The 18,943-nt window shown below is 71.3% G+C and carries 18 protein-coding genes and 2 pseudogenes; 18 read left to right on the forward strand and 2 right to left on the reverse strand.

Translation table 11 applies throughout. From position 1 onward, the window contains the following. The first annotated feature begins 146 nt into the window (after positions 1-146). Positions 147-1,697, forward strand: a complete 1,551-nt coding sequence (ffh, locus tag ACFW47_RS28185; RefSeq protein WP_386284853.1) for a signal recognition particle protein — start codon at positions 147-149, stop codon at positions 1,695-1,697. Between the two features lie 102 nt (positions 1,698-1,799). Next, positions 1,800-3,747, forward strand: a pseudogene (gene ftsH, locus ACFW47_RS28190) (ATP-dependent zinc metalloprotease FtsH). Positions 3,748-3,816: 69 nt separating this feature from the next. Here ftsH and ACFW47_RS28195 read toward each other — a convergent pair. Further along, on the reverse strand, positions 3,817-4,419 hold the full coding sequence (locus ACFW47_RS28195) for a hypothetical protein (protein WP_386284858.1): 603 nt from the start codon (positions 4,417-4,419) through the stop codon (positions 3,817-3,819). Between the two features lie 182 nt (positions 4,420-4,601). Continuing rightward, a complete protein-coding gene (locus ACFW47_RS28200) occupies positions 4,602-5,507 on the reverse strand; it encodes a class I SAM-dependent methyltransferase (protein ID WP_386307496.1) in 906 nt (301 codons plus the stop codon). A gap of 684 nt (positions 5,508-6,191) precedes the next feature. Here ACFW47_RS28200 and ACFW47_RS28205 point away from each other — a divergent pair. The 16 genes and pseudogenes from ACFW47_RS28205 (at position 6,192) to whiG (ending at position 18,822) form a co-directional block, all read left to right on the forward strand. Continuing rightward, positions 6,192-6,788 carry a hypothetical protein gene (locus ACFW47_RS28205; protein WP_043379434.1) on the forward strand — a complete coding sequence of 199 codons (597 nt, stop codon included), beginning with the start codon at positions 6,192-6,194 and terminating at the stop codon, positions 6,786-6,788. Between the two features lie 231 nt (positions 6,789-7,019). Further along, positions 7,020-7,439 carry a 30S ribosomal protein S16 gene (rpsP, locus tag ACFW47_RS28210; RefSeq protein ID WP_073731582.1) on the forward strand — a complete coding sequence of 140 codons (420 nt, stop codon included), beginning with the start codon at positions 7,020-7,022 and terminating at the stop codon, positions 7,437-7,439. A 2-nt stretch (positions 7,440-7,441) separates the two neighbouring features. Continuing rightward, positions 7,442-7,681: an RNA-binding protein gene (locus ACFW47_RS28215; protein WP_003973401.1), complete on the forward strand. Its 240-nt coding sequence runs from the start codon at positions 7,442-7,444 to the stop codon at positions 7,679-7,681. Between the two features lie 127 nt (positions 7,682-7,808). Then, complete coding sequence (gene rimM, locus ACFW47_RS28220) at positions 7,809-8,375, forward strand: ribosome maturation factor RimM (protein ID WP_386284864.1); 567 nt, start codon at positions 7,809-7,811, stop codon at positions 8,373-8,375. Continuing rightward, a complete protein-coding gene (gene trmD, locus ACFW47_RS28225; RefSeq protein ID WP_386307498.1) occupies positions 8,375-9,208 on the forward strand; it encodes a tRNA (guanosine(37)-N1)-methyltransferase TrmD in 834 nt (277 codons plus the stop codon). Before rimM ends, trmD begins: the two co-directional genes overlap by 1 nt. Before the next feature lie 136 nt (positions 9,209-9,344). After that, the gene (gene rplS, locus ACFW47_RS28230) at positions 9,345-9,695 is read left to right on the forward strand and encodes a 50S ribosomal protein L19 (protein ID WP_007444857.1); all 351 of its coding nucleotides are present in this window, start codon (positions 9,345-9,347) and stop codon (positions 9,693-9,695) included. A gap of 45 nt (positions 9,696-9,740) precedes the next feature. Continuing rightward, positions 9,741-10,493: a signal peptidase I gene (gene lepB, locus ACFW47_RS28235; protein WP_386284870.1), complete on the forward strand. Its 753-nt coding sequence runs from the start codon at positions 9,741-9,743 to the stop codon at positions 10,491-10,493. Continuing rightward, a pseudogene (gene lepB, locus ACFW47_RS28240) lies at positions 10,486-11,568 on the forward strand (signal peptidase I); the annotation flags it as partial. The gene lepB (ACFW47_RS28235) and the pseudogene lepB (ACFW47_RS28240), both read left to right, overlap by 8 nt. Continuing rightward, positions 11,459-12,466, forward strand: a complete 1,008-nt coding sequence (gene lepB, locus ACFW47_RS28245) for a signal peptidase I (protein WP_386284872.1) — start codon at positions 11,459-11,461, stop codon at positions 12,464-12,466. The pseudogene lepB (ACFW47_RS28240) and the gene lepB (ACFW47_RS28245), both read left to right, overlap by 110 nt. Positions 12,467-12,590: 124 nt before the next feature. Then, complete coding sequence (gene lepB / locus ACFW47_RS28250; RefSeq protein WP_386284874.1) at positions 12,591-13,358, forward strand: signal peptidase I; 768 nt, start codon at positions 12,591-12,593, stop codon at positions 13,356-13,358. After that, entirely contained in the window at positions 13,348-13,872 is a 525-nt protein-coding gene (locus tag ACFW47_RS28255; protein ID WP_386284876.1) for an NUDIX hydrolase, read from the forward strand. The genes lepB (ACFW47_RS28250) and ACFW47_RS28255 overlap by 11 nt, the downstream gene beginning before the upstream one ends. A gap of 56 nt (positions 13,873-13,928) precedes the next feature. Further along, positions 13,929-14,237, forward strand: a complete 309-nt coding sequence (locus tag ACFW47_RS28260; protein WP_003993268.1) for a DUF2469 domain-containing protein — start codon at positions 13,929-13,931, stop codon at positions 14,235-14,237. Between the two features lie 118 nt (positions 14,238-14,355). Continuing rightward, positions 14,356-14,718 (forward strand): YraN family protein, encoded by a 363-nt coding sequence (locus tag ACFW47_RS28265; protein WP_386284879.1) that lies wholly within the window; start codon positions 14,356-14,358, stop codon positions 14,716-14,718. After that, positions 14,718-16,343: a YifB family Mg chelatase-like AAA ATPase gene (locus ACFW47_RS28270; protein WP_386284881.1), complete on the forward strand. Its 1,626-nt coding sequence runs from the start codon at positions 14,718-14,720 to the stop codon at positions 16,341-16,343. The genes ACFW47_RS28265 and ACFW47_RS28270 overlap by 1 nt, the downstream gene beginning before the upstream one ends. A gap of 221 nt (positions 16,344-16,564) precedes the next feature. Further along, positions 16,565-17,695 carry a DNA-processing protein DprA gene (dprA, locus tag ACFW47_RS28275; RefSeq protein ID WP_386285077.1) on the forward strand — a complete coding sequence of 377 codons (1,131 nt, stop codon included), beginning with the start codon at positions 16,565-16,567 and terminating at the stop codon, positions 17,693-17,695. Positions 17,696-17,979: 284 nt separating this feature from the next. Continuing rightward, positions 17,980-18,822 (forward strand): RNA polymerase sigma factor WhiG, encoded by an 843-nt coding sequence (gene whiG, locus ACFW47_RS28280; RefSeq protein ID WP_055421734.1) that lies wholly within the window; start codon positions 17,980-17,982, stop codon positions 18,820-18,822. The last annotated feature ends 121 nt before the right edge of the window (positions 18,823-18,943 follow it).

Here is an 18,943-nt window from a genome sequence, read left to right on the forward strand (position 1 = left end):
GCCGACATGGACGCAAGCTGCTCCCCGCGGGCGCGGGGCTGCCGGTCCCTGCCCGCTCTCTGCAGCAGGCAGGGACGATTTGCTTGCCGGGCCGGATACCCTGGAGGGCGACCCACACCAACGCCGACGCGAGGACCTACGCCGCCGTGTTCGATACTCTCTCCGACCGCCTGTCAGCCACCTTCAAATCCCTCCGGGGCAAAGGACGGCTGACCGAGGCGGACATCGACGCCACGGCCCGCGAGATCCGCATCGCGCTCCTGGAAGCCGACGTCGCCCTGCCCGTCGTCCGTGCCTTCATCAAGAAGGTCAAGGAGCGCTCCCTGGGCGCCGAGGTCTCCAAGGCGCTCAATCCCGCCCAGCAGGTCCTCAAGATCGTCAACGAGGAGCTGGTCGGCATCCTCGGTGGCGAGACCCGCCGCCTGCGCTTCGCCAAGCAGCCGCCGACGGTGATCATGCTGGCCGGTCTCCAGGGTGCCGGTAAGACCACCCTCGCGGGCAAGCTGGGCCGCTGGCTCAAGGAGCAGGGGCACTCGCCGCTGCTGGTGGCCTGTGACCTCCAGCGCCCCAACGCCGTCAACCAGCTGAGCGTCGTCGCCGAGCGCGCCGGAGTCGCGGTCTACGCACCCGAGCCGGGCAACGGCGTGGGCGACCCGGTGAAGGTCGCCAAGGACTCCATCGAGTTCGCCAAGTCCAAGGTCCACGACCTGGTCATCGTCGACACCGCCGGCCGCCTGGGCATCGACCAGGAGCTGATGCAGCAGGCCGCGGACATCCGCGATGCCGTCAGCCCCGACGAGATCCTCTTCGTCGTCGACGCGATGATCGGTCAGGACGCGGTCAACACCGCCGAGGCCTTCCGCGACGGCGTCGGCTTCGACGGCGTGGTGCTGTCCAAGCTGGACGGTGACGCCCGCGGTGGCGCGGCCCTGTCGATCGCCTCGGTGACCGGCAAGCCGATCATGTTCGCGTCCAACGGCGAGAAGCTCGAGGACTTCGACGCCTTCCACCCCGACCGGATGGCCTCCCGCATCCTCGACATGGGTGACCTGCTCACCCTGATCGAGCAGGCGGAGAAGACGTTCAGTCAGGAAGAGGCCGAGAAGATGGCCTCCAAGCTGGCGTCCAAGAAGGGCCAGGACTTCACCCTGGACGACTTCCTGGCCCAGATGGAGCAGGTCCGGAAGATGGGCAGCATCAGCAAGCTGCTCGGCATGCTGCCCGGCATGGGCCAGATGAAGGACCAGATCAACAACCTCGACGAGCGCGACGTCGACCGCACGGCCGCCATCATCAAGTCGATGACCCCGGCCGAGCGCCAGGAGCCCACGATCATCAACGGCTCGCGCCGCGCCCGCATCGCTAAGGGCTCCGGCGTCGAGGTCAGCGCGGTGAAGAACCTGGTCGAGCGGTTCTTCGAGGCCCGCAAGATGATGTCGCGCATGGCCCAGGGCGGCGGCATGCCCGGGATGCCGGGGATGCCCGGCATGGGTGGCGGTCCCGGCCGGCAGAAGAAGCAGCAGAAGAAGTCCAAGGGCAAGCAGCGCTCCGGCAACCCGATGAAGCGCAAGCAGCAGGAGCAGGAGGAGGCCGCCCGCCGCGCCGCCGCCGCGCAGGGCGGGGGTGCCCTCGGGCTGCCGCAGCAGGGCGGCAAGGACTTCGAGCTCCCGGACGAGTTCAAGAAGTTCATGGGCTGACGCCCTCGTCCGTACGTCCCTGGGGGCGCCCCTTCCCGGAGGGGCGCCCCCAGCGTCGTACACCCGCATGCCCGCGCGGCTTTCCTGTCGTAACGTCCCGGTATGACCAACCCGTCCCCGCCGCGCAAGGCCCCCGAGCCGCCCTGGCGCACCGAGGGCACGCCCGACGAGCCCGAGAAGCCGCCCTCCGGTGGCAGGAGGATGCGGGGCGGCTGGTGGAACCTGGTCCTGGCCGCGCTGGTCGTCTACCTCATCGCCAACCTCGTGCTCTCCTTCTTCAACGAGGGCGACGAGCCGACGATCTCCTACACGGAGTTCAGCAAGCAGGTCGACGCGGGCAACGTCAGCAAGATCTACGCCAAGGGCGACGCCATCCAGGGCCAGCTGAAGAAGGCCCGGGACAATCCCGAGGGCGACGGGACGTACACCAAGTTCACGACGGAGCGGCCCACCTTCGCCGACGACCGGCTCTGGGGCGAGCTGACCGAGCACAACGTCACCGTCACCGCCGAACCCGTCGTCCAGCAGCGCAGCTTCCTGGTCAACCTGCTGATCGCGCTGGCGCCGATGCTGCTCCTGGTGGTGCTGTGGATCTTCATCGCCCGGCGGATGCGGGGTGCCCTCGGCGGCGGGGCGGGCGGCATGCTCGGCCGCAAGGCGCCGCCCAGGCCGGTCGAGCTGGAGCCCGGCAAGCAGCGCACCACGTTCGCGGACGTCGCCGGGATCGACGAGGTGGAGGGCGAGCTCAGCGACGTCGTCGACTTCCTGAAGAACCCCGGCGCCTACCGCCGCATGGGCGCCAAGATGCCCCGGGGCGTCCTGCTGTCCGGGCCGCCCGGCACCGGGAAGACGCTGCTCGCGCGCGCGGTGGCCGGCGAGGCCGGCGTGCCGTTCTTCTCCGCGTCCGCGTCCGAGTTCATCGAGATGATCGTGGGCGTGGGTGCCTCCCGGGTGCGGGAGCTGTTCGCCGAGGCCCGCAAGGTGGCGCCGTCGATCATCTTCATCGACGAGATCGACACCATCGGCCGGGCCCGTGGCGGCGGGTCCGGCATGGGCGGCCACGACGAGCGTGAGCAGACCCTGAACCAGATCCTCACGGAGATGGACGGCTTCTCGGGCGCCGAGGGCGTGATCGTCATCGCCGCCACCAACCGCGCCGACATCCTGGACGCCGCTCTGACCCGTCCCGGCCGCTTCGACCGGGTGGTCAGCGTCTCGCCGCCGGACCGGGGCGGCCGGAAGGCGATCCTGGAGATCCACACCCGCGAGATCCCGCTCGCCCCCGACGTCGACCTCGCCCAGGTCGCCCGCACGACCCCGGGCATGACCGGCGCCGAGCTGGCCAACCTCGCCAACGAGGCCGCGCTGATCGCCGTCAAGCGGAAGCAGGACCGGGTGACGCAGGCGAACCTCTCCGAGGCCCTGGAAAAGGTCCAGCTCGGCGCCGAACGTCCCCTGGTGATGCCCGAGGAGGAGCGGCGGCGCACCGCCTACCACGAGAGCGGGCACGCCCTGCTGGGGATGCTGCAGCCGGGCGCCGACCCCGTCCGCAAGATCACCATCGTGCCGCGCGGCCGGGCGCTGGGCGTGACGCTGTCGACGCCGGACGCGGACAAGTACGCGTACACCGAGGAGTACCTGCGCGGGCGGATCATCGGCGCGCTCGGCGGGATGGCGGCCGAGCAGGTGGTGTACGACGTGATCACGACCGGCTCGGAGAGCGACCTCGAACAGGTCACCCGGATCGCGCGCGGCATGGTCGGCCGCTGGGGGATGAGCCGGCAGGTCGGCCGGCTCTCCGCGCTGGCCCGGCGACGCCCAGCAGGCGTACGGGCTCGCCGCCGCCCCGGCGACGCTCGACGCGATCGACGGCGAGATGCGGCGGGTCGTCGACGAGTGCTACGCGGAGGCGGTGCACAAGCTGCGCGACCACCGGGGGCGGCTCGACGCCCTCGCCGAGGCGCTGCTCGCGAACGAGACGCTGGACGAGGCGGACGCCTACCGGATTGCCGGGATCACCCGGCTGACGAAGGAGGGGCCGGAGGCCTGATCACCGTCCGGCCCTCCTGATGCGCCTCCGCGCGGAGGTCCGCTTCCGTGAGCGCCTCCGCGCGGGGACCTACTTCTGCGGGAACTTCCAGACGTAGGGCTCGCCGTCCTCTTCCTCCCAGTGGACCTCGACGCTCGTGGCGCCCGCGGGGATCACGTAGGTCTCGCAGAAGACGTGGCTCTCGCCCTGCTTCCAGCTGTCCACGTCGTACGGGTCCTCGCAGCCCGGGGCGTCCTCGGAGGCGCCGATGAGGACGCCGCCGCGCTGCCCGTCGGCGAAGACCGTGGTGCCGTCGTGCACGCTGGAGCCGTCGGTGAGGGCCGGGCCGCCCTTGTGCGTGTACTTGACGTGCGCGGTGGCCAGCACCTTGCCCTTGGCGTCCGCGGCGTCCGCCACCGCCTTGGCGGCCTCGGCCTCGGTGCCGACGTCCACCTTCTGCGCCACGATCTCGTAGGTGACCTCGCCCGGGTCCTCCGCGACCTTCCCCGTCGCGCTCTCGCCGGTCGCCAGGTCGCCGCCCGAAGCCGCCTCGGACGGAGACGCGGGCGCCTCGGGGCTGGACGAGCCCTTCGCGTCGGCGTCGGTGTCGTCTCCGCCCCCGCACGCGGTGAGGGCCAGGGCGAGGACGGCGACGGGCGCGGCGAGGCGCAGCGCGGTCTTGTGGTGCGGCACTACAGGCTCCTGTATGCAGATGTGTCTTTCCCCCGAACGGTGGATCAGACTAAAGGGCCCGAGATCCGCCTGAAGGATGGAGCGAGTGCCTGAACCGGCATCTTCACACCATTCACACCTGCATCGCACCTGTGCTCGAAGGAGCTGTTCAGGTGCCGCGCCCGCCCGGTCGGAACCGGTCGTCAGGGAATCCGGGCGATCAGGTACCGGAACACGTTCGGCATCCACACGGTCCCGTCCGGCCGCTGGTGCGGATGCAGGGCCTCGGTCAGCTCCTTGTCGACCTGTTCCTGGCCGGTCGCCGCGATCGCCGCGTCGAACAGGCCGGTCGACAGCAGACCGCGCACCGCGCTGCCGGTGTCGGCGTAGCCGAAGGGGCACGCCACCCGTCCCGAGCCGTCCGGCCTGAGCCCGGCCCGCTGGGCGACCTCCTCCAGGTCGTCACGGAGAGCGGGGCGCCAGCTGCCCGCGCTGCGCAACGGGTCCGCGAGCTTGGTGGCCACCCGCAGCACCGACGTCGTGGCGCACCGCTCCGGCGGGCCCCAGCCGGCCAGCACGACGGCCGCGCCCCGCGCGGCGAGCGGCGTGGCCCGGGCGAGCAGTCCGGCGAGCCCGTCCGAGTCGCCCGCGAGGCACCCGATCGGCTCGAAGGCGGTCACCAGGTCGAACGCCGGCAACGACGGGTCCGCCGCGTCCCGCGGGGTCCCCTCGACGAGCCGTACCGCGTCCGCCCGTACCGATTGGGCACGCGCGGGTACGTCGTCGGCGCGCACGCGTACGTCCGACGCGCCGGGCGCCTCGGGAAGCAGCCGTCGCCGCGCCAGGTCCAGCCGCTCCGGGAAACGGGACTCCGCCCCGGTCACCGCGGCACCTCGCGAGGCGGCCATCAGCAGGGCCAGCCCGGAGCCGCAGCCCAGCCCCAGCACGCGTGTGCCGCCGCCCACGTCCAGTCGCTCGTAGACGGCCTCGTAGAGCGGTACGAGCATCCGCTCCTGTATCTCGGACCAGTCACGCGCGCGTGCACGCAGGTCCACGCCGGGCGTCGCCCCCGCGTGAGATGAGTGCTGCCGCACGAGCGTAGGTGTCATAGGAAAGCGCCCCAATCGCCGAGTGTTGCCGCCGTGCCCGATTCCATGGCCCCCGTGCAGTGCGCTCGCACTCCCCCCGTATGCCAGGAAACTCCGGGCTCGCCGTGGCGTCCAGTGGTAGCGGGGGCCGGTTTGCCCGATCCCCGCCGCAGTGGCGAGATTTCACTTCCCGGCAACGTGGGCCTGGCCGTGCGGTACTCCGGGTAGCCCCGGTCCGACGCCTCCGGCGGTTGGCCGGAACCCGTCCCTCGGTGATGACAGCGGGTGGTGGCCGTGCCGACGAGGCGGTTCCGGCCAAGGTCGGCGGGGCGGGGGAGCACCCCGGCGGGAGGTGGAGCGGCCCGGGGAGGGGCGGTGCCGCACGCCGGTGGCACACCCGGTAACCTCGCTCCCGTCGACGCGTCCCGCGATGCGCCCGATCGGGTGGCGCCCTTCCGGTTCGACCGCGGCCGAAAACGCCTCTTGCACATCCGCGAGTCTCACGCAACCCGGCGCGTGGACGGGGTCTACGCGCCGGCGCGTACGTCGGACTACGCACCAGCTTGTGACGAGCTGTGAGGCTTCTCCGCAGATCAGCGCACCCGCCCTCGTCGCGACGCATCAGCGGCAACTGACGGGTACGTGCAAATTATTTGGGATGCCCCGGAATAGGAACACAGGGGCACCCCGCCTCGTTGTCATTACGTGAGCACGACACCACCTGTTCTCGCCGCAGAGCTGGCGCAGGCGTGGGCCGACATTCAGCGGCACCACACCGAGCTGCCGGATCTTGCCGCGCCCGAGTCCCTGATCGGAGAGTCGTCGTCCGCCTGCGGGCACGAGCTCTCCTTCGAGCGACTGCTGCATGAGGCAGTCCACGGCATCGCCGCCGCGCGCGGAGTACGCGACACCTCCCGCGCGGGGCGCTATCACAACCGTCGATTCCTTGCGATCGCCGAGGAGCTGGGCCTCGACCACCCCGAGGAGCCGCATCCCAGCAGCGGCTTCTCGCTGGTCACGCTCTCCCCCGAGGCGAAGCGCCGCTACCGTCCGACGATCGAGCGCCTCCAGCGCGCGCTGAAGGCCCACACCGCCGCCACCGCGACCGACTCGGCCCGCAGCTTCCGCGGTCCGGCCGCCCGCCACGGCTCCTCCGGGGGAGGGGTGCGCGTGAAGGCGGTCTGCGACTGCGGACGCAATGTGCGGGTCGTCCCCTCGGTCCTGGCGCAGGCCCCGATCATGTGCGGCGGCTGCGGCAAGCCGTTCCGGATCCCGGAGGTGGTCGGCGCGGCGGCGGGCTGAGGATCCGGCTGCTCGTGGCAGCCGGATCCGGGCGCGGCGCCTCCGGTCCGCCCGGTCCGCCCTCGGTCCGAAGGGTCCGCCCGCGTGTGGCACAATGGCTAGCTGTACTCGACAGTCGCACAGGACCCCTCTCTCCTCCGGCTGACGCGTCCATCGGGCACTCGGGTACCGCAACCCCACGCGGCCTTCCCGCCGTGCCCACCCACGTCAAATCCAGGAGAACCCACTCCCGTGGCAGTCAAGATCAAGCTGAAGCGTCTGGGCAAGATCCGTTCGCCTCACTACCGCATCGTCGTCGCCGACTCCCGTACCCGCCGTGACGGCCGGGCCATCGAGGAGATCGGCAAGTACCACCCGACGTACAACCCGTCGGTGATGGAGGTCGACGCCGAGCGCGTGGCGTACTGGCTCTCCGTCGGCGCCCAGCCGACCGAGCCCGTGCTCGCCATCCTGAAGAAGACCGGCGACTGGCAGAAGTTCAAGGGCGAGCCCGCCCCGGCGCCGCTGCTGCAGCCGGCCGAGAAGTCGGCCCGTCCGTCCTTCGAGGCGCTCGGTGGCGACGACGAGGGCAAGGGTGAGGCGATCACCCAGAAGAAGAAGGCCGAGAAGAAGGACGAGGCTCCGGCCGAGTCCGAGTCGACCGAGGCCTGAGCATGCTCGAGGAGGCTCTCGAGCACCTCGTGAAGGGCATCGTCGACAACCCTGACGATGTGCAGGTCGCCTCGCGCAACCTGCGCCGCGGGCGGGTGCTCGAGGTCCGGGTCCACCCCGACGACCTCGGCAAGGTGATCGGTCGCAACGGCCGCACCGCACGCGCTCTGCGCACCGTCGTGGGCGCCATCGGCGGCCGGGGCGTCCGCGTCGACCTCGTCGACGTGGACCACGTCCGCTGACGCCGAACGCAGCACCGGCTCGGGCCGGGGAGGGCCACTGGGCCGTCCCCGGCCCGCAGTCGTTGTGAGCCCCGTACGGCAGTAGCCCCGTACGGCTCGCCGCAGTTCCGACAGGAGATCAAGCACAGTGCAGCTGGTAGTCGCGCGCATCGGCCGCGCCCACGGGATCAAGGGCGAGGTCACCGTCGAGGTCCGCACCGACGAGCCGGAGCTGCGGCTCGGGCCCGGCGCCGTCCTGGCCACCGACCCCGCCTCCGCCGGGCCGCTCACCATCGAGACCGGCCGGGTCCACAGCGGCCGCCTCCTGCTGCGCTTCGCCGGCGTCCACGACCGCACCGGCGCCGAGGCGCTGCGCAACACTCTCCTGATCGCCGACGTCGATCCGGACGAGCGTCCCGAGGACGAGGACGAGTACTACGACCACCAGCTGATCGACCTCGACGTGGTGACCAAGGACGGCGACGAGGTCGGCCGGATCACCGAGATCTCCCACCTGCCCACCCAGGACCTCTTCGTGGTGGAGCGCCCCGACGGCAGCGAGGTCTACGTCCCGTTCGTCTCGGAGATCGTCACCGAGATCGACCTGGACGAGCAGCGCGCGGTGATCGATCCGCCGCCCGGCCTGATCGACGACCGCGCGGAGATCGCTTCCTCGCGGGACGCCTCGGAGGACTCCTCCGGAGAAGAGGCGTAATGCGGCTCGACGTCGTCACGATCTTCCCCGAGTACCTGGAACCGCTGAACGTCTCCCTGGTCGGCAAGGCACGCGCGCGTGGACAGCTGGACGTCCACGTGCACGACCTGCGCGACTGGACGTACGACCGGCACAACACCGTCGACGACACTCCGTACGGCGGCGGGCCCGGCATGGTGATGAAGACCGAGCCCTGGGGCGACGCGCTGGACGCCGTCCTGGCCGACGGCTACGAGACGGGCTCCGGCGGACCCGCCCTCATCGTGCCCACGCCCAGTGGCCGGCCCTTCACCCAGGAACTCGCCGTCCACCTCTCCGAACGGCCCTGGCTGATCTTCACCCCGGCCCGCTACGAGGGCATCGACCGCCGCGTGATCGACGAGTACGCGACCCGGATGCCGGTCCACGAGGTGTCCATCGGCGACTACGTCCTGGCCGGCGGCGAGGCGGCCGTCCTCGTCGTCACCGAGGCCGTGGCGCGGCTGCTGCCCGGTGTCCTGGGCAACGCCGAGTCCCACCGCGACGACTCCTTCGCCCCCGGCGCCATGGCCAACCTGCTGGAGGGCCCCGTCCACACCAAGCCGCCGCAGTGGCGCGGGCGCGGTATCCCGGACGTACTGCTGAGCGGCCACCACGGGAAGATCGCCCGCTGGCGCCGGGACGAGGCCCTGCGGCGCACGACGGCCAACCGGCCCGACCTGATCGAGCGGTGCGAGCCCGGGGCCTTCGACAAGAAGGACCGCGAGATGCTCTCCATCCTGGGCTGGGAGCCGGATCCGGACGGGGAGCCGTACGGCCGATTTTGGCGCAGGACTCCCAGCATGGAAGAATAGGCGGCTGTTGTGCGTCCGTCCGGAGCGCGCCCCTGCCACAGGGGGAGACGACGCCCGTCCCGACCCGCACGACCCTGATTCCGAAACACCTAGTTTCCGCTGATGACCTGTGGCATCAGCGAAGAAAGCAGACGAAATGTCTCACCTGCTCGACTCCGTCGACGCCGCTTCGCTGCGCAGCGACGTCCCGGCCTTCCGCCCCGGCGACACCGTCAACGTCCACGTGCGCGTCATCGAGGGCAACCGCTCCCGTGTGCAGCAGTTCAAGGGCGTCGTCATCCGCCGTCAGGGCGCCGGCGTGCGCGAGACCTTCACGGTCCGCAAGGTCTCCTTCTCCGTCGGCGTCGAGCGCACCTTCCCGGTGCACACCCCGATCGTGGAGAAGATCGAGCTCGTCACCAAGGGTGACGTCCGCCGCGCCAAGCTGTACTACCTGCGCGAGCTGCGCGGCAAGGCCGCGAAGATCAAGGAGAAGCGCGAGAGCTGAGCGCCCTCCGAGGTCCATGCCGGGGCCGGATAGCATCTGGCCCCGATGGACACCGAAGCACAGCACACGGAGCGCGACCGCTCCTCCCACCCTTCCGACTCCGAGCAGCCCTCGGACCCGGAGGGCCCGGAGGGACGGTCGCGTTCCGCGTTGACGGGGTGGATCACGCAGTGGGTGCCGGGCGGCCGGATCACCGTGACCCTGCTGGGACTGCTGATGTTCCTGCTGCTGTTCAGTACCTTCGTGCTCCAGCCCTTCCAGATCCCCAGCGGATCCATGGAGCGCGGATTGAGGATCGGGGACCGGGTTCTCGTAAACAAGTTGGCGTACCGTTTCGGTGACGGGCCGCAGCGGGGCGATGTCGTCGTCTTCGACGGCACCGGGCTCTTCGGGCCCGGTGACTACATCAAACGCGTCGTCGGTGTGGGCGGGGACCACGTGGTGTGCTGTGACAGGGAGGGGAGGGTCCGGGTGAACGGCGAGTCGGTTGACGAATCGGCGTTCCTGTACCCCGGCGACCGTCCGTCCACGGTGCCCTTCGACGTCGTCGTCCCCGACGGCACCCTGTTCGTCCTGGGCGACCACCGCTCCGCCTCCAGCGACTCCCGCGACCACCTGGGCTCGCCGGGCGGCGGCATGATCCCGGTCGGCGAGGTGATCGGCCGCGCCGACTGGATCGTCTGGCCCTTCGGGCACGTCACCCACCTCGACCGCTCCGACGCCTACGCGCGCGTGCCGGACGCGGAAGCGGGGGAGGCGGCCGGTGGTGCGCGCCGGTCCGAGGGCGCCGATGGGTAGCCGGGGGAAACCACGCGGGGCGCCCAGCAGCCCCACGGAGAACCTGCTGCCCACCGGCTCGCGGCGGACCGGCCCACCGTCCGGCGGCCGGTCCCGCGCCGAGCGGCGCAAGCTGCAGCGCAAGGTCAAGCGTCGCCGCAGGCGCGGCGCGGTCAAGGAGGTACCCCTCCTCATCGGCGTGGCCGTCCTGATAGCGCTGGTGCTGAAGACCTTCCTCGTCCAGGCGTTCGTGATCCCGTCCGGCTCCATGGAGCAGACCATCCAAATCGGTGACCGGGTCCTGGTGGACAAGCTCACTCCCTGGTTCGGTTCCAGGCCGCAGCGCGGCGATGTCGTGGTCTTCCGTGATCCCGGCGGCTGGCTCCAGGGCGAGCAGACCACCAAGAAGGACGACCCCGTCGTCATCAAGCAGGTCAAGGAAGGCCTCGCCTTCATCGGCCTGTTGCCCTCGGACGACGAGAAGGACCTCATCAAGCGGGTCGTCGGCGTGGGCGGGGACCGGGTCAAGTGCTGTGACACCCAGGGACGCGTCACAGTGAACGGGGTCCCCCTGAACGAGGACTACCTGTACCCCGGCGACGTCCCCTCCAGAACACCCTTCGACGTCACGGTCCCCGAGGGCCGGCTGTGGGTGATGGGCGACCACCGGTCCAACTCGGCCGACTCCCGCGCGCACCAGGACACCGACTTCGGCACGGTGTCCGAGGACGAGGTGGTGGGGCGGGCCATGGTGATCGCCTGGCCGTTCGGTCACTGGACGACCCTGGACGAACCGAAAACATACGCGTCCGTGTCCGACTCGGCCGCCGCCTCGACCGTCGCCGCCGGGCTGTCGCATAGGGTTGCCCCCTACGATCCGAACGCGATGATTCAACTCCCGACCCCTGCGGAACTCCCGCTCGTTATGGGAGTGGTGGGCCTGCACCGTGTACGGCGCAGGCGGTGGCAGAGAGTGAGGAGTTGGCGTGGGGGATGTGGCGGTTGGCGCACGGTCCGGACACGACGGCGAGGAGAACCGCGGACGCCCCGTGGAAGCGGCCGGCCCGGCCCCGGACGGCGCCCCGGCCTCCGGGCACGACTCCGGGACCGAGGACGGCAGGGTGACGGACGAACAGAACGGGACCGAGGACGAGGGCGTGGGCGGAACGCCGCCCCCCAAGGCCAAGGCGGCCAAGAAGCAGCGCTCCTTCTGGAAGGAGCTGCCGATCCTGATCGGCATCGCGCTGGTGCTCGCGCTGCTGATCAAGACCTTCCTGGTGCAGGCGTTCTCCATCCCGTCCGCCTCGATGCAGAACACGCTCACGATCAATGACCGCGTCCTGGTCGACAAGCTCACCCCCTGGTTCGGCTCGGAACCCGAGCGCGGCGAGATCGTCGTCTTCCACGACCCGGACGACTGGCTGGCCGGCGAGCCGACGCCCGACCCGAACGCGCTGCAGACGGTCCTCAGCTGGATCGGCCTGATGCCGTCCGCCGACGAGAAGGACCTGATCAAGCGCGTCATCGGGGTCGGCGGCGACACCGTGGAGTGCGAGGGCACCGGCCCGGTCAAGGTCAACGGCGTGGCGCTGAACGAGGAGTCGTACGTCTACCCCGGCAACACGCCGTGCAGCGTCGACGACCAGGGCGGCCAGTTCAAGGTCAAGGTCCCCGAGGGCCACATCTGGGTCATGGGCGACCACCGGCAGAACTCCCGGGACTCCCGCTACAACCAGTCCGACGAGCACGGCGGCATGGTTCCGGTGAAGGAGGTCGTCGGCCGCGCCATCGTGATCGCCTGGCCGATGAACCGCTGGGACACCCTCCCGGTCCCGGACACCTTCGACCAGGTCGGCCTGCAGGCCGACGGTCCGCAGACCCGGTCGTCGGCCGCCGCCGCGCTGTCGGTCGCACCCCAGGGCCTGGCGGTCGCCGGGATCGTTCCGGTCGTCTGGTGGCGCCGCAGGCGCGTCGCCGCCGCCGAAACCCGCTGAGGCGCCTCGATCCCTACGCCCGTCACCGCGGCAGCCCGACGGCCGTCACCCCGCGAAGAGCGGCCCCTCCTGGGCTCCGGGAGGGGCTGCCCCGTTCCGGTACCGCCGGGTAAGGTGCGGCTTCATGGGTGGCGAGAGCACGACACGTATGGCCCCGCGAGGCGGCGGGAGCAAGGGCCCGGTGGGCAGCCGGACCGGGCAACGGCTGTCCGGCCTCGCCGTGGCGCTCGGTCTGGTGCTGTTCCTCGGAGGCTTCGCCTGGGGAGCGGTGGTCTACCGCCCCTACACCGTGCCGACCGGTTCCATGACGCCGACCATCGACGCCGGTGACCGGGTGCTGGCACAGCGCATCGACGGCGCCGACGTACGCCGTGGTGACGTCGTCGTCTTCAAGGACGCGACCTGGGCCAACGCCCCGATGGTCAAGCGGGTCGTCGCCGTCGGCGGGGACACGGTCTCCTGCTGCCAGGAGGGCAAGCTCAAGGTCAACGGCAAGGCGATCGACGAGCCGTACCTGCCCGCCGGTGCGCCGGCCGAGATCAGCGACTTCCCCACCGTGACCGTGCCCGAAGGCCGCCTGTTTCTGCTCGGCGACGAGCGCGACAACTCCGTGGACTCCACCGCCCACCTCACCGACGCCGCCGGCGGCACGGTGTCGCGCTCCACCGTGGACGCCCGCGTCGACGCCGTCGTCTGGCCCATGAACGGCATGCTGGAGCGTCCGGCCGGCTTCGAGACGCTGGGCGGCCTTTCCTCGCCCGGTCCGCTCAGGACAGTGGTCGCGCTGGTCGTCGCCGGCGCGGTACTGATCTTCGGCGGTGCCGCGTACGGGCCCTTCGCCAAGCGGGCCTCCCGCGCCCGGACGGGGACGGGGAGCGCCGGTGGCCGCTGAGTCGACACCGGCAGGTCAGGACACCTACGAGGGCGGGCTGCGCAGGGTCGCCCGAGTGGTGCTGCTCGACTCCGAGGACCGCATCCTGCTGCTGCACGGCCACGAACCGGACGATCCGGCCGACGACTGGTGGTTCACCCCGGGCGGCGGTGTGGAGGGCGAAGAGACCCGTGAGGAGGCCGCACGGCGGGAGCTCGCGGAGGAGACCGGCATCACCGACATCGAGCTCGGCCCGGTGCTGTGGCGGCGCAGATGCTCCTTCCCCTTCGCGGGCCGCCGCTGGGACCAGGACGAGTGGTACTACCTGGCCCGGACGAAGCAGACCGCGACCCGTGCCCTCGGGCTGACCGAACTGGAGCGGCGCAGCGTCGCCGGAGCACGCTGGTGGACGTGTCGGGAACTGACCCGGGCACATGAGACGGTGTATCCGACCAGACTCGCCGAACTGCTGCGCAAGCTGCTCGACGAAGGTCCCCCCGCCGGGCCGGTGACCCTGGACACCGAAATCGTCTAGGGGCGCACGGGACTGGCGCACAATGGTGGGACCGCACGGCTGAAGGGGAACATGCCATGAGCGCCGAGGACCTCGAGAAGTACGAGACCGAGATGGAGCTCAAGCTCTACCGGGAGTACCGCGATGTCGTCGGTCTGTTCAAATACGTGATCGAGACCGAGCGGCGTTTCTACCTCACCAACGACTACGAGATGCAGGTGCACTCGGTTCAGGGCGAGGTGTTCTTCGAGGTTTCCATGGCCGATGCCTGGGTGTGGGACATGTACCGCCCGGCCCGGTTCGTGAAGCAGGTGCGGGTCCTGACGTTCAAGGACGTGAACATCGAGGAGCTCAACAAGAGCGACCTCGAACTTCCCAGTGGCTGACGATCGGCACCTTGTCACCCGTGTGGGTGACAAGGTTGTCCACAGTCGTCCGACCGTCCACCAAGATCCAACAGCTTGCTGAGCTGCCCTCATCGTTGGCGCCGGAGGTGGTGCCGACATGAACGCACGAGGTGCGATGGGCAAGTACGGCGAGACGCTCGCCGCCCGCCGGCTGACCGGGGCCGGCCTGACGGTCCTGGAGCGCAACTGGCGCTGTGGCCGGACCGGTGAGATCGACATCGTCGCCCGGGACGGTGACGTCCTGGTCGTCTGCGAGGTCAAGACCCGCCGGGGCGGCTCCTTCGAGCACCCGATGGCCGCGGTGACCCCCGAGAAGGCGGAGCGGCTGCGGCGGCTCGCCGAACGCTGGATCCAGACCCACGGAGGGGCCCCGCCCGGCGGCGTCCGCATCGACCTGGTCGGGGTGCTCCTCCCGCAGCGCGGGGCCCCGGTGGTCGAGCACGCCCGGGGGGTGGCGTGATGGGATTCGCGCGTACGTGCTCCGTGGCGCTCGTCGGCGTCGAGGGCGTGGTCGTCGAGGTCCAGGCAGACCTGGAGCCGGGCGTGGCGGCGTTCACGCTGGTGGGACTGCCGGACAAGAGCCTGACCGAGAGCCGGGACCGGGTGCGGGCCGCGGTCGTGAACTCGGGCGCCGAGTGGCCGCAGAAGAAGCTGACGGTGGGACTCAGCCCGGCATCGGTGCCGAAGAGCGGCAGCGGCTTCGACATGGCGGTCGCCGCGGCCGTCCTCGGTGCCGCCGAGCGGATCGACCCCCGCGTGCTCGCCGACATCGTGATGATCGGCGAGCTGGGCCTGGACGGACGGGTACGGCCGGTGCGCGGCATCCTCCCGGCCGTCCTGGCCGCGGCGGAGGCCGGCTACGAGCAGGTCGTCGTGCCCGAGTGCGCCGCCGCCGAGGCGTCCCTGGTGCCCGGCGTCTCGGTGCTCGGCGTGCGCAGCCTGCGCCAGCTGATCGCCGTCCTCGCCGACGAGCCCGTGCCGGAGGAGGAACAGGACCACCAGGGCCGGCCCGACCCGCTCCTGGCGGGCCTGCGCATGCCCGGCACCGGCGCCGCCACGGGAATGCACAGCATGGGCACGGCGCAGTGCGAAAACGGTCGCGACCTCGCCGACGTCGTGGGCCAGGAGTCGGCGCGCACGGCGGTGGAGGTCGCCGCGGCCGGCGGACACAACCTGTTCCTGGAGGGGCCGCCCGGCGCCGGCAAGACCATGCTCGCCGAGCGGCTGCCGGCCATCCTGCCCCGGCTCCACCGGACGGAGTCGCTGGAGGTCACCGCCGTGCACTCGGTCGCGGGACTGCTGCCGCCGGGCAACCCCCTGATCGACGTGGCCCCCTACTGCGCACCGCACCATTCCGCCACGATGCAGGCCCTGGTCGGCGGCGGTCCCGGCATCGCGCGGCCGGGAGCCGTCTCCCTGGCCCACCGAGGCGTCCTGTTCCTGGATGAGACACCCGAATTCAGCAGCCAGGCCCTCGACGCCCTGCGGCAGCCGCTGGAGTCCGGGCACGTCGTCATCGCGCGCAGTGCGGGCGTGGTGAGGTTTCCGGCGCGGTTCCTGATGGTGCTCGCCGCCAATCCCTGCCCGTGCGGGCGGTTCTCGCGGAACGACGATCTGTGCGAGTGTCCGTCCTCGGCGATCCGCCGCTACCAGGCCCGGCTCTCCGGACCGCTGCTGGACCGCGTCGACCTCCGGGTCGAGGTGGACCGCCTCACGCGCGGCCAACTGGCCGGAGAGGGCTCCCGGGGCGACACCACCGTGACGGTCGCCGACCGGGTGCGGGCGGCCCGCGAACGGGCGGCCGTACGCCTCGACGGTACTCCGTGGCGGTCCAACAGCGAGGTGCCCGGGCGAGAACTGCGCAGCCGCTGGCCCGCCGCGCCGGGCGCGCTGGAGGAGGCCGAGCGCAGCCTGGAGCGCGGCGCGCTCACCGCCCGGGGCCTCGACCGGGTGCTGCGCGTCTCCTGGACCGTCGCCGACCTCGTGGGCCACGACCGGCCCGACGCACGGGACGTCGCATTGGCGCTGCAATTGCGCACGGGAGTGCCGCGGGGCGTGCCCATGACCCTGGGTGCGCTGACGTGAGCGGGGGCGGGGAGGTGCGTGACCCCGGGGACTCGCGCGGGCGTGAATACCTGCGGGGAGGCGATCTGCGGGGAGGGGAGGAACCGGGTGCACGCGAGGAAGCGCGTGGACGCGGAGATCTGCGGGGGAGTGCGGACCTAGGAGACTTCCAGGTTCCGCGAGAACGTGAGGAGCCACGCGGCGACGGCGGGGCGGCCGGAGCCTGGACGGAGGGCGACGAGCTGCTCGCCCGCGCCTTCCTCACCAGAGTCATCGAGCCCGGGGACGAGACCGGTGGCCGGTGGGTGCGTGAGCACGGTGTCGCCGACGTGGTACGGCGGTTGCGCGAGGGCGGGCGCCCCCTGCCGGGCGTGAGCCCAAAGCGGTGGGCCGGCCTCTGCGCCCGGGCGGTGCGCGCCGACCCCCGTCGGGATCTCGCGGTCGCGCGGGCGGCGGGGGTGCGGTTCGTGACGCCCGGGACGGTCGAATGGCCGGGCCCGCTCGACGACCTGGGGGACGCCCGGCCCCTCGGACTGTGGGTGCGTGGCAGGCCCAGTCTGCGGATGTGGGCGCTCAGGTCGGTGGCCGTCGTGGGCGCCCGAGCCTGCACCGAGTACGGAGCACACATGGCGGCCACCCTCGCCGCCGGACTGGCGGAACGCGGCTGGGTCGTGGTGTCCGGGGGTGCCTACGGGATCGACGGCGCCGCACACCGGGGCGCCCTCGGCGCGGGCGGAGCCACGGCGGCCGTGCTGGCCTGCGGCGTCGACCGCCCCTATCCGCCCGGGCACGCCAGGTTGATCACCCGGATCGCGGAGCAGGGCCTGGTCGTCGGGGAGCTGCCACCGGGCGACCATCCGACGCCGAGCAGATTCATCCTGCGCAACCGCGTGATCGCCGCGCTCACCCGGGGCACGGTGGTCGTCGAGGCCGCCTACCGCAGCGGCTCGCTGGTCACCGCACGCGCCGCCCAGCGTCTGGGCCGGCACACGATGGGCGTGCCCGGGCCGGCCACCAGCGCGCTGTCCGCGGGAGTGCACGAGCTGCTGCGCGGCGACGCGGTGCTCGTCGGCGACGCCGCCGAGGTCGTGGAACTGGTCGGGGACATGGGCGAGGTGCCTCCGGACCGGCGCGGGCCGGTCCTCCCAACCGACCTGCTGGAATCCCGCACCCGTCAGGTACTGGCCGGGCTCCCCGCGCGCGGAGCGGCGACGGCAGCGGAGGTCGCGTGCCGGGCCCAGACCACACAGGACGACGCCGTCGCGAGACTGTACGAGCTTCGAGCACTTGGTTACGTCGAACGACACGGCGACGGCTGGAAGTTGACACGCCAGGCAATGATCTCGGTCCGCGGTGGCCGGCCTCCGTCCTGACCCTGCGTGTTCGGCCGTCCGGGGGAACCCCGACGCCCTTGGGAATTCGGGCAGTTGAGGTATTCGAGTGATCACGCAGAGCGATCATCGTCCCCCCTGTAGAGCGTTCAGCGGAACGTATCTGCGTACCGCCCGCACTCCGCTCTTCGCGCACCGCGACAGTCCAGTCACGCTACGCTCACGAGGACCCCCACGCAGAACACGGACAACAGGCGACAACCAGACAGCAGACCGGCGGCCTCACCAGGCACACCAGATCACGGCAGAACGGCACTAGGCGACGAATGCCCCAGCACACCTCCGGGTCCGACCGGGCGGCGATCCCCCCAGCCGCCCGCGACGGTGGCAGCGTGCGACCGCCCGCCCCCTCGACGCTCGACGAGCTGTGGCGGTCGTACAAGGCGACGGGGGACGAGCGGCTGCGGGAACAGCTGATCCTGCACTACTCGCCCCTCGTGAAGTACGTGGCGGGCCGGGTGAGCGTGGGACTGCCGCCCAACGTCGAGCAGGCGGACTTCGTCTCCTCCGGTGTGTTCGGTCTGATCGACGCGATCGAGAAGTTCGACGTCGACCGGGAGATCAAGTTCGAGACGTACGCGATCACCCGCATCCGGGGCGCGATGATCGACGAGCTGCGGGCCCTGGACTGGATCCCGCGGTCGGTGCGGCAGAAGGCCCGCAACGTCGAGCGTGCCTACGCGACGCTGGAGGCACGGCTGCGCCGCACCCCGTCGGAGAGCGAGGTGGCCGTCGAGATGGGGATCGCGGTGGAGGACCTCCATGCCGTGTTCAGCCAGTTGTCGCTGGCCAACGTGGTGGCGCTGGAGGAATTGCTGCACGCGGGGGGCGAGGGCGGGGACCGGCTGAGCCTCATGGACACGCTGGAGGACACCGCTGCCGACAATCCGGTGGAGGTCGCCGAGGACCGGGAGCTGCGGCGGTTCCTGGCGCGCGCGATCAACACGCTGCCCGAGCGGGAGAAGACCGTCGTCACGCTGTACTACTACGAGGGACTCACGCTCGCCGAGATCGGGAACGTGCTGGGCGTGACGGAGAGCCGGGTCAGCCAGATCCACACCAAGTCGGTGTTGCAACTGCGGGCGAAGCTCGCCGGATTCGGCCGCTGAACCGCGCTCGTGCCCGGCGTCGGCGCCGTCCGTGACCGGGTCGGCGGTGGTGCGGGCGGGTGAGCGACTCCCGTACGCGGGCCCGCGTCCGTAAAGTGGTGACGTGCCAAGGATTCGAGCG

The sequence above is a fragment of the Streptomyces sp. NPDC058796 genome, assembly GCF_042745235.1.
Lineage (GTDB): Bacteria > Actinomycetota > Actinomycetes > Streptomycetales > Streptomycetaceae > Streptomyces.

Coding starts and splice junctions, on each gene's coding strand:
- ACFW47_RS28200 (WP_386307496.1), bottom strand. CDS start 5,507: ATGACACCTACGCTCGTGCGGCAGCACTCATCTCACGCGGGGGCGACG.
- ACFW47_RS28215 (WP_003973401.1), top strand. CDS start 7,442: ATGCTCGAGGAGGCTCTCGAGCACCTCGTGAAGGGCATCGTCGACAAC.
- trmD (WP_386307498.1), top strand. CDS start 8,375: ATGCGGCTCGACGTCGTCACGATCTTCCCCGAGTACCTGGAACCGCTG.
- rplS (WP_007444857.1), top strand. CDS start 9,345: ATGTCTCACCTGCTCGACTCCGTCGACGCCGCTTCGCTGCGCAGCGAC.
- lepB (WP_386284870.1), top strand. CDS start 9,741: ATGGACACCGAAGCACAGCACACGGAGCGCGACCGCTCCTCCCACCCT.
- lepB (WP_386284874.1), top strand. CDS start 12,591: ATGGGTGGCGAGAGCACGACACGTATGGCCCCGCGAGGCGGCGGGAGC.
- ACFW47_RS28260 (WP_003993268.1), top strand. CDS start 13,929: ATGAGCGCCGAGGACCTCGAGAAGTACGAGACCGAGATGGAGCTCAAG.
- ACFW47_RS28265 (WP_386284879.1), top strand. CDS start 14,356: ATGAACGCACGAGGTGCGATGGGCAAGTACGGCGAGACGCTCGCCGCC.
- ACFW47_RS28270 (WP_386284881.1), top strand. CDS start 14,718: ATGGGATTCGCGCGTACGTGCTCCGTGGCGCTCGTCGGCGTCGAGGGC.
- whiG (WP_055421734.1), top strand. CDS start 17,980: ATGCCCCAGCACACCTCCGGGTCCGACCGGGCGGCGATCCCCCCAGCC.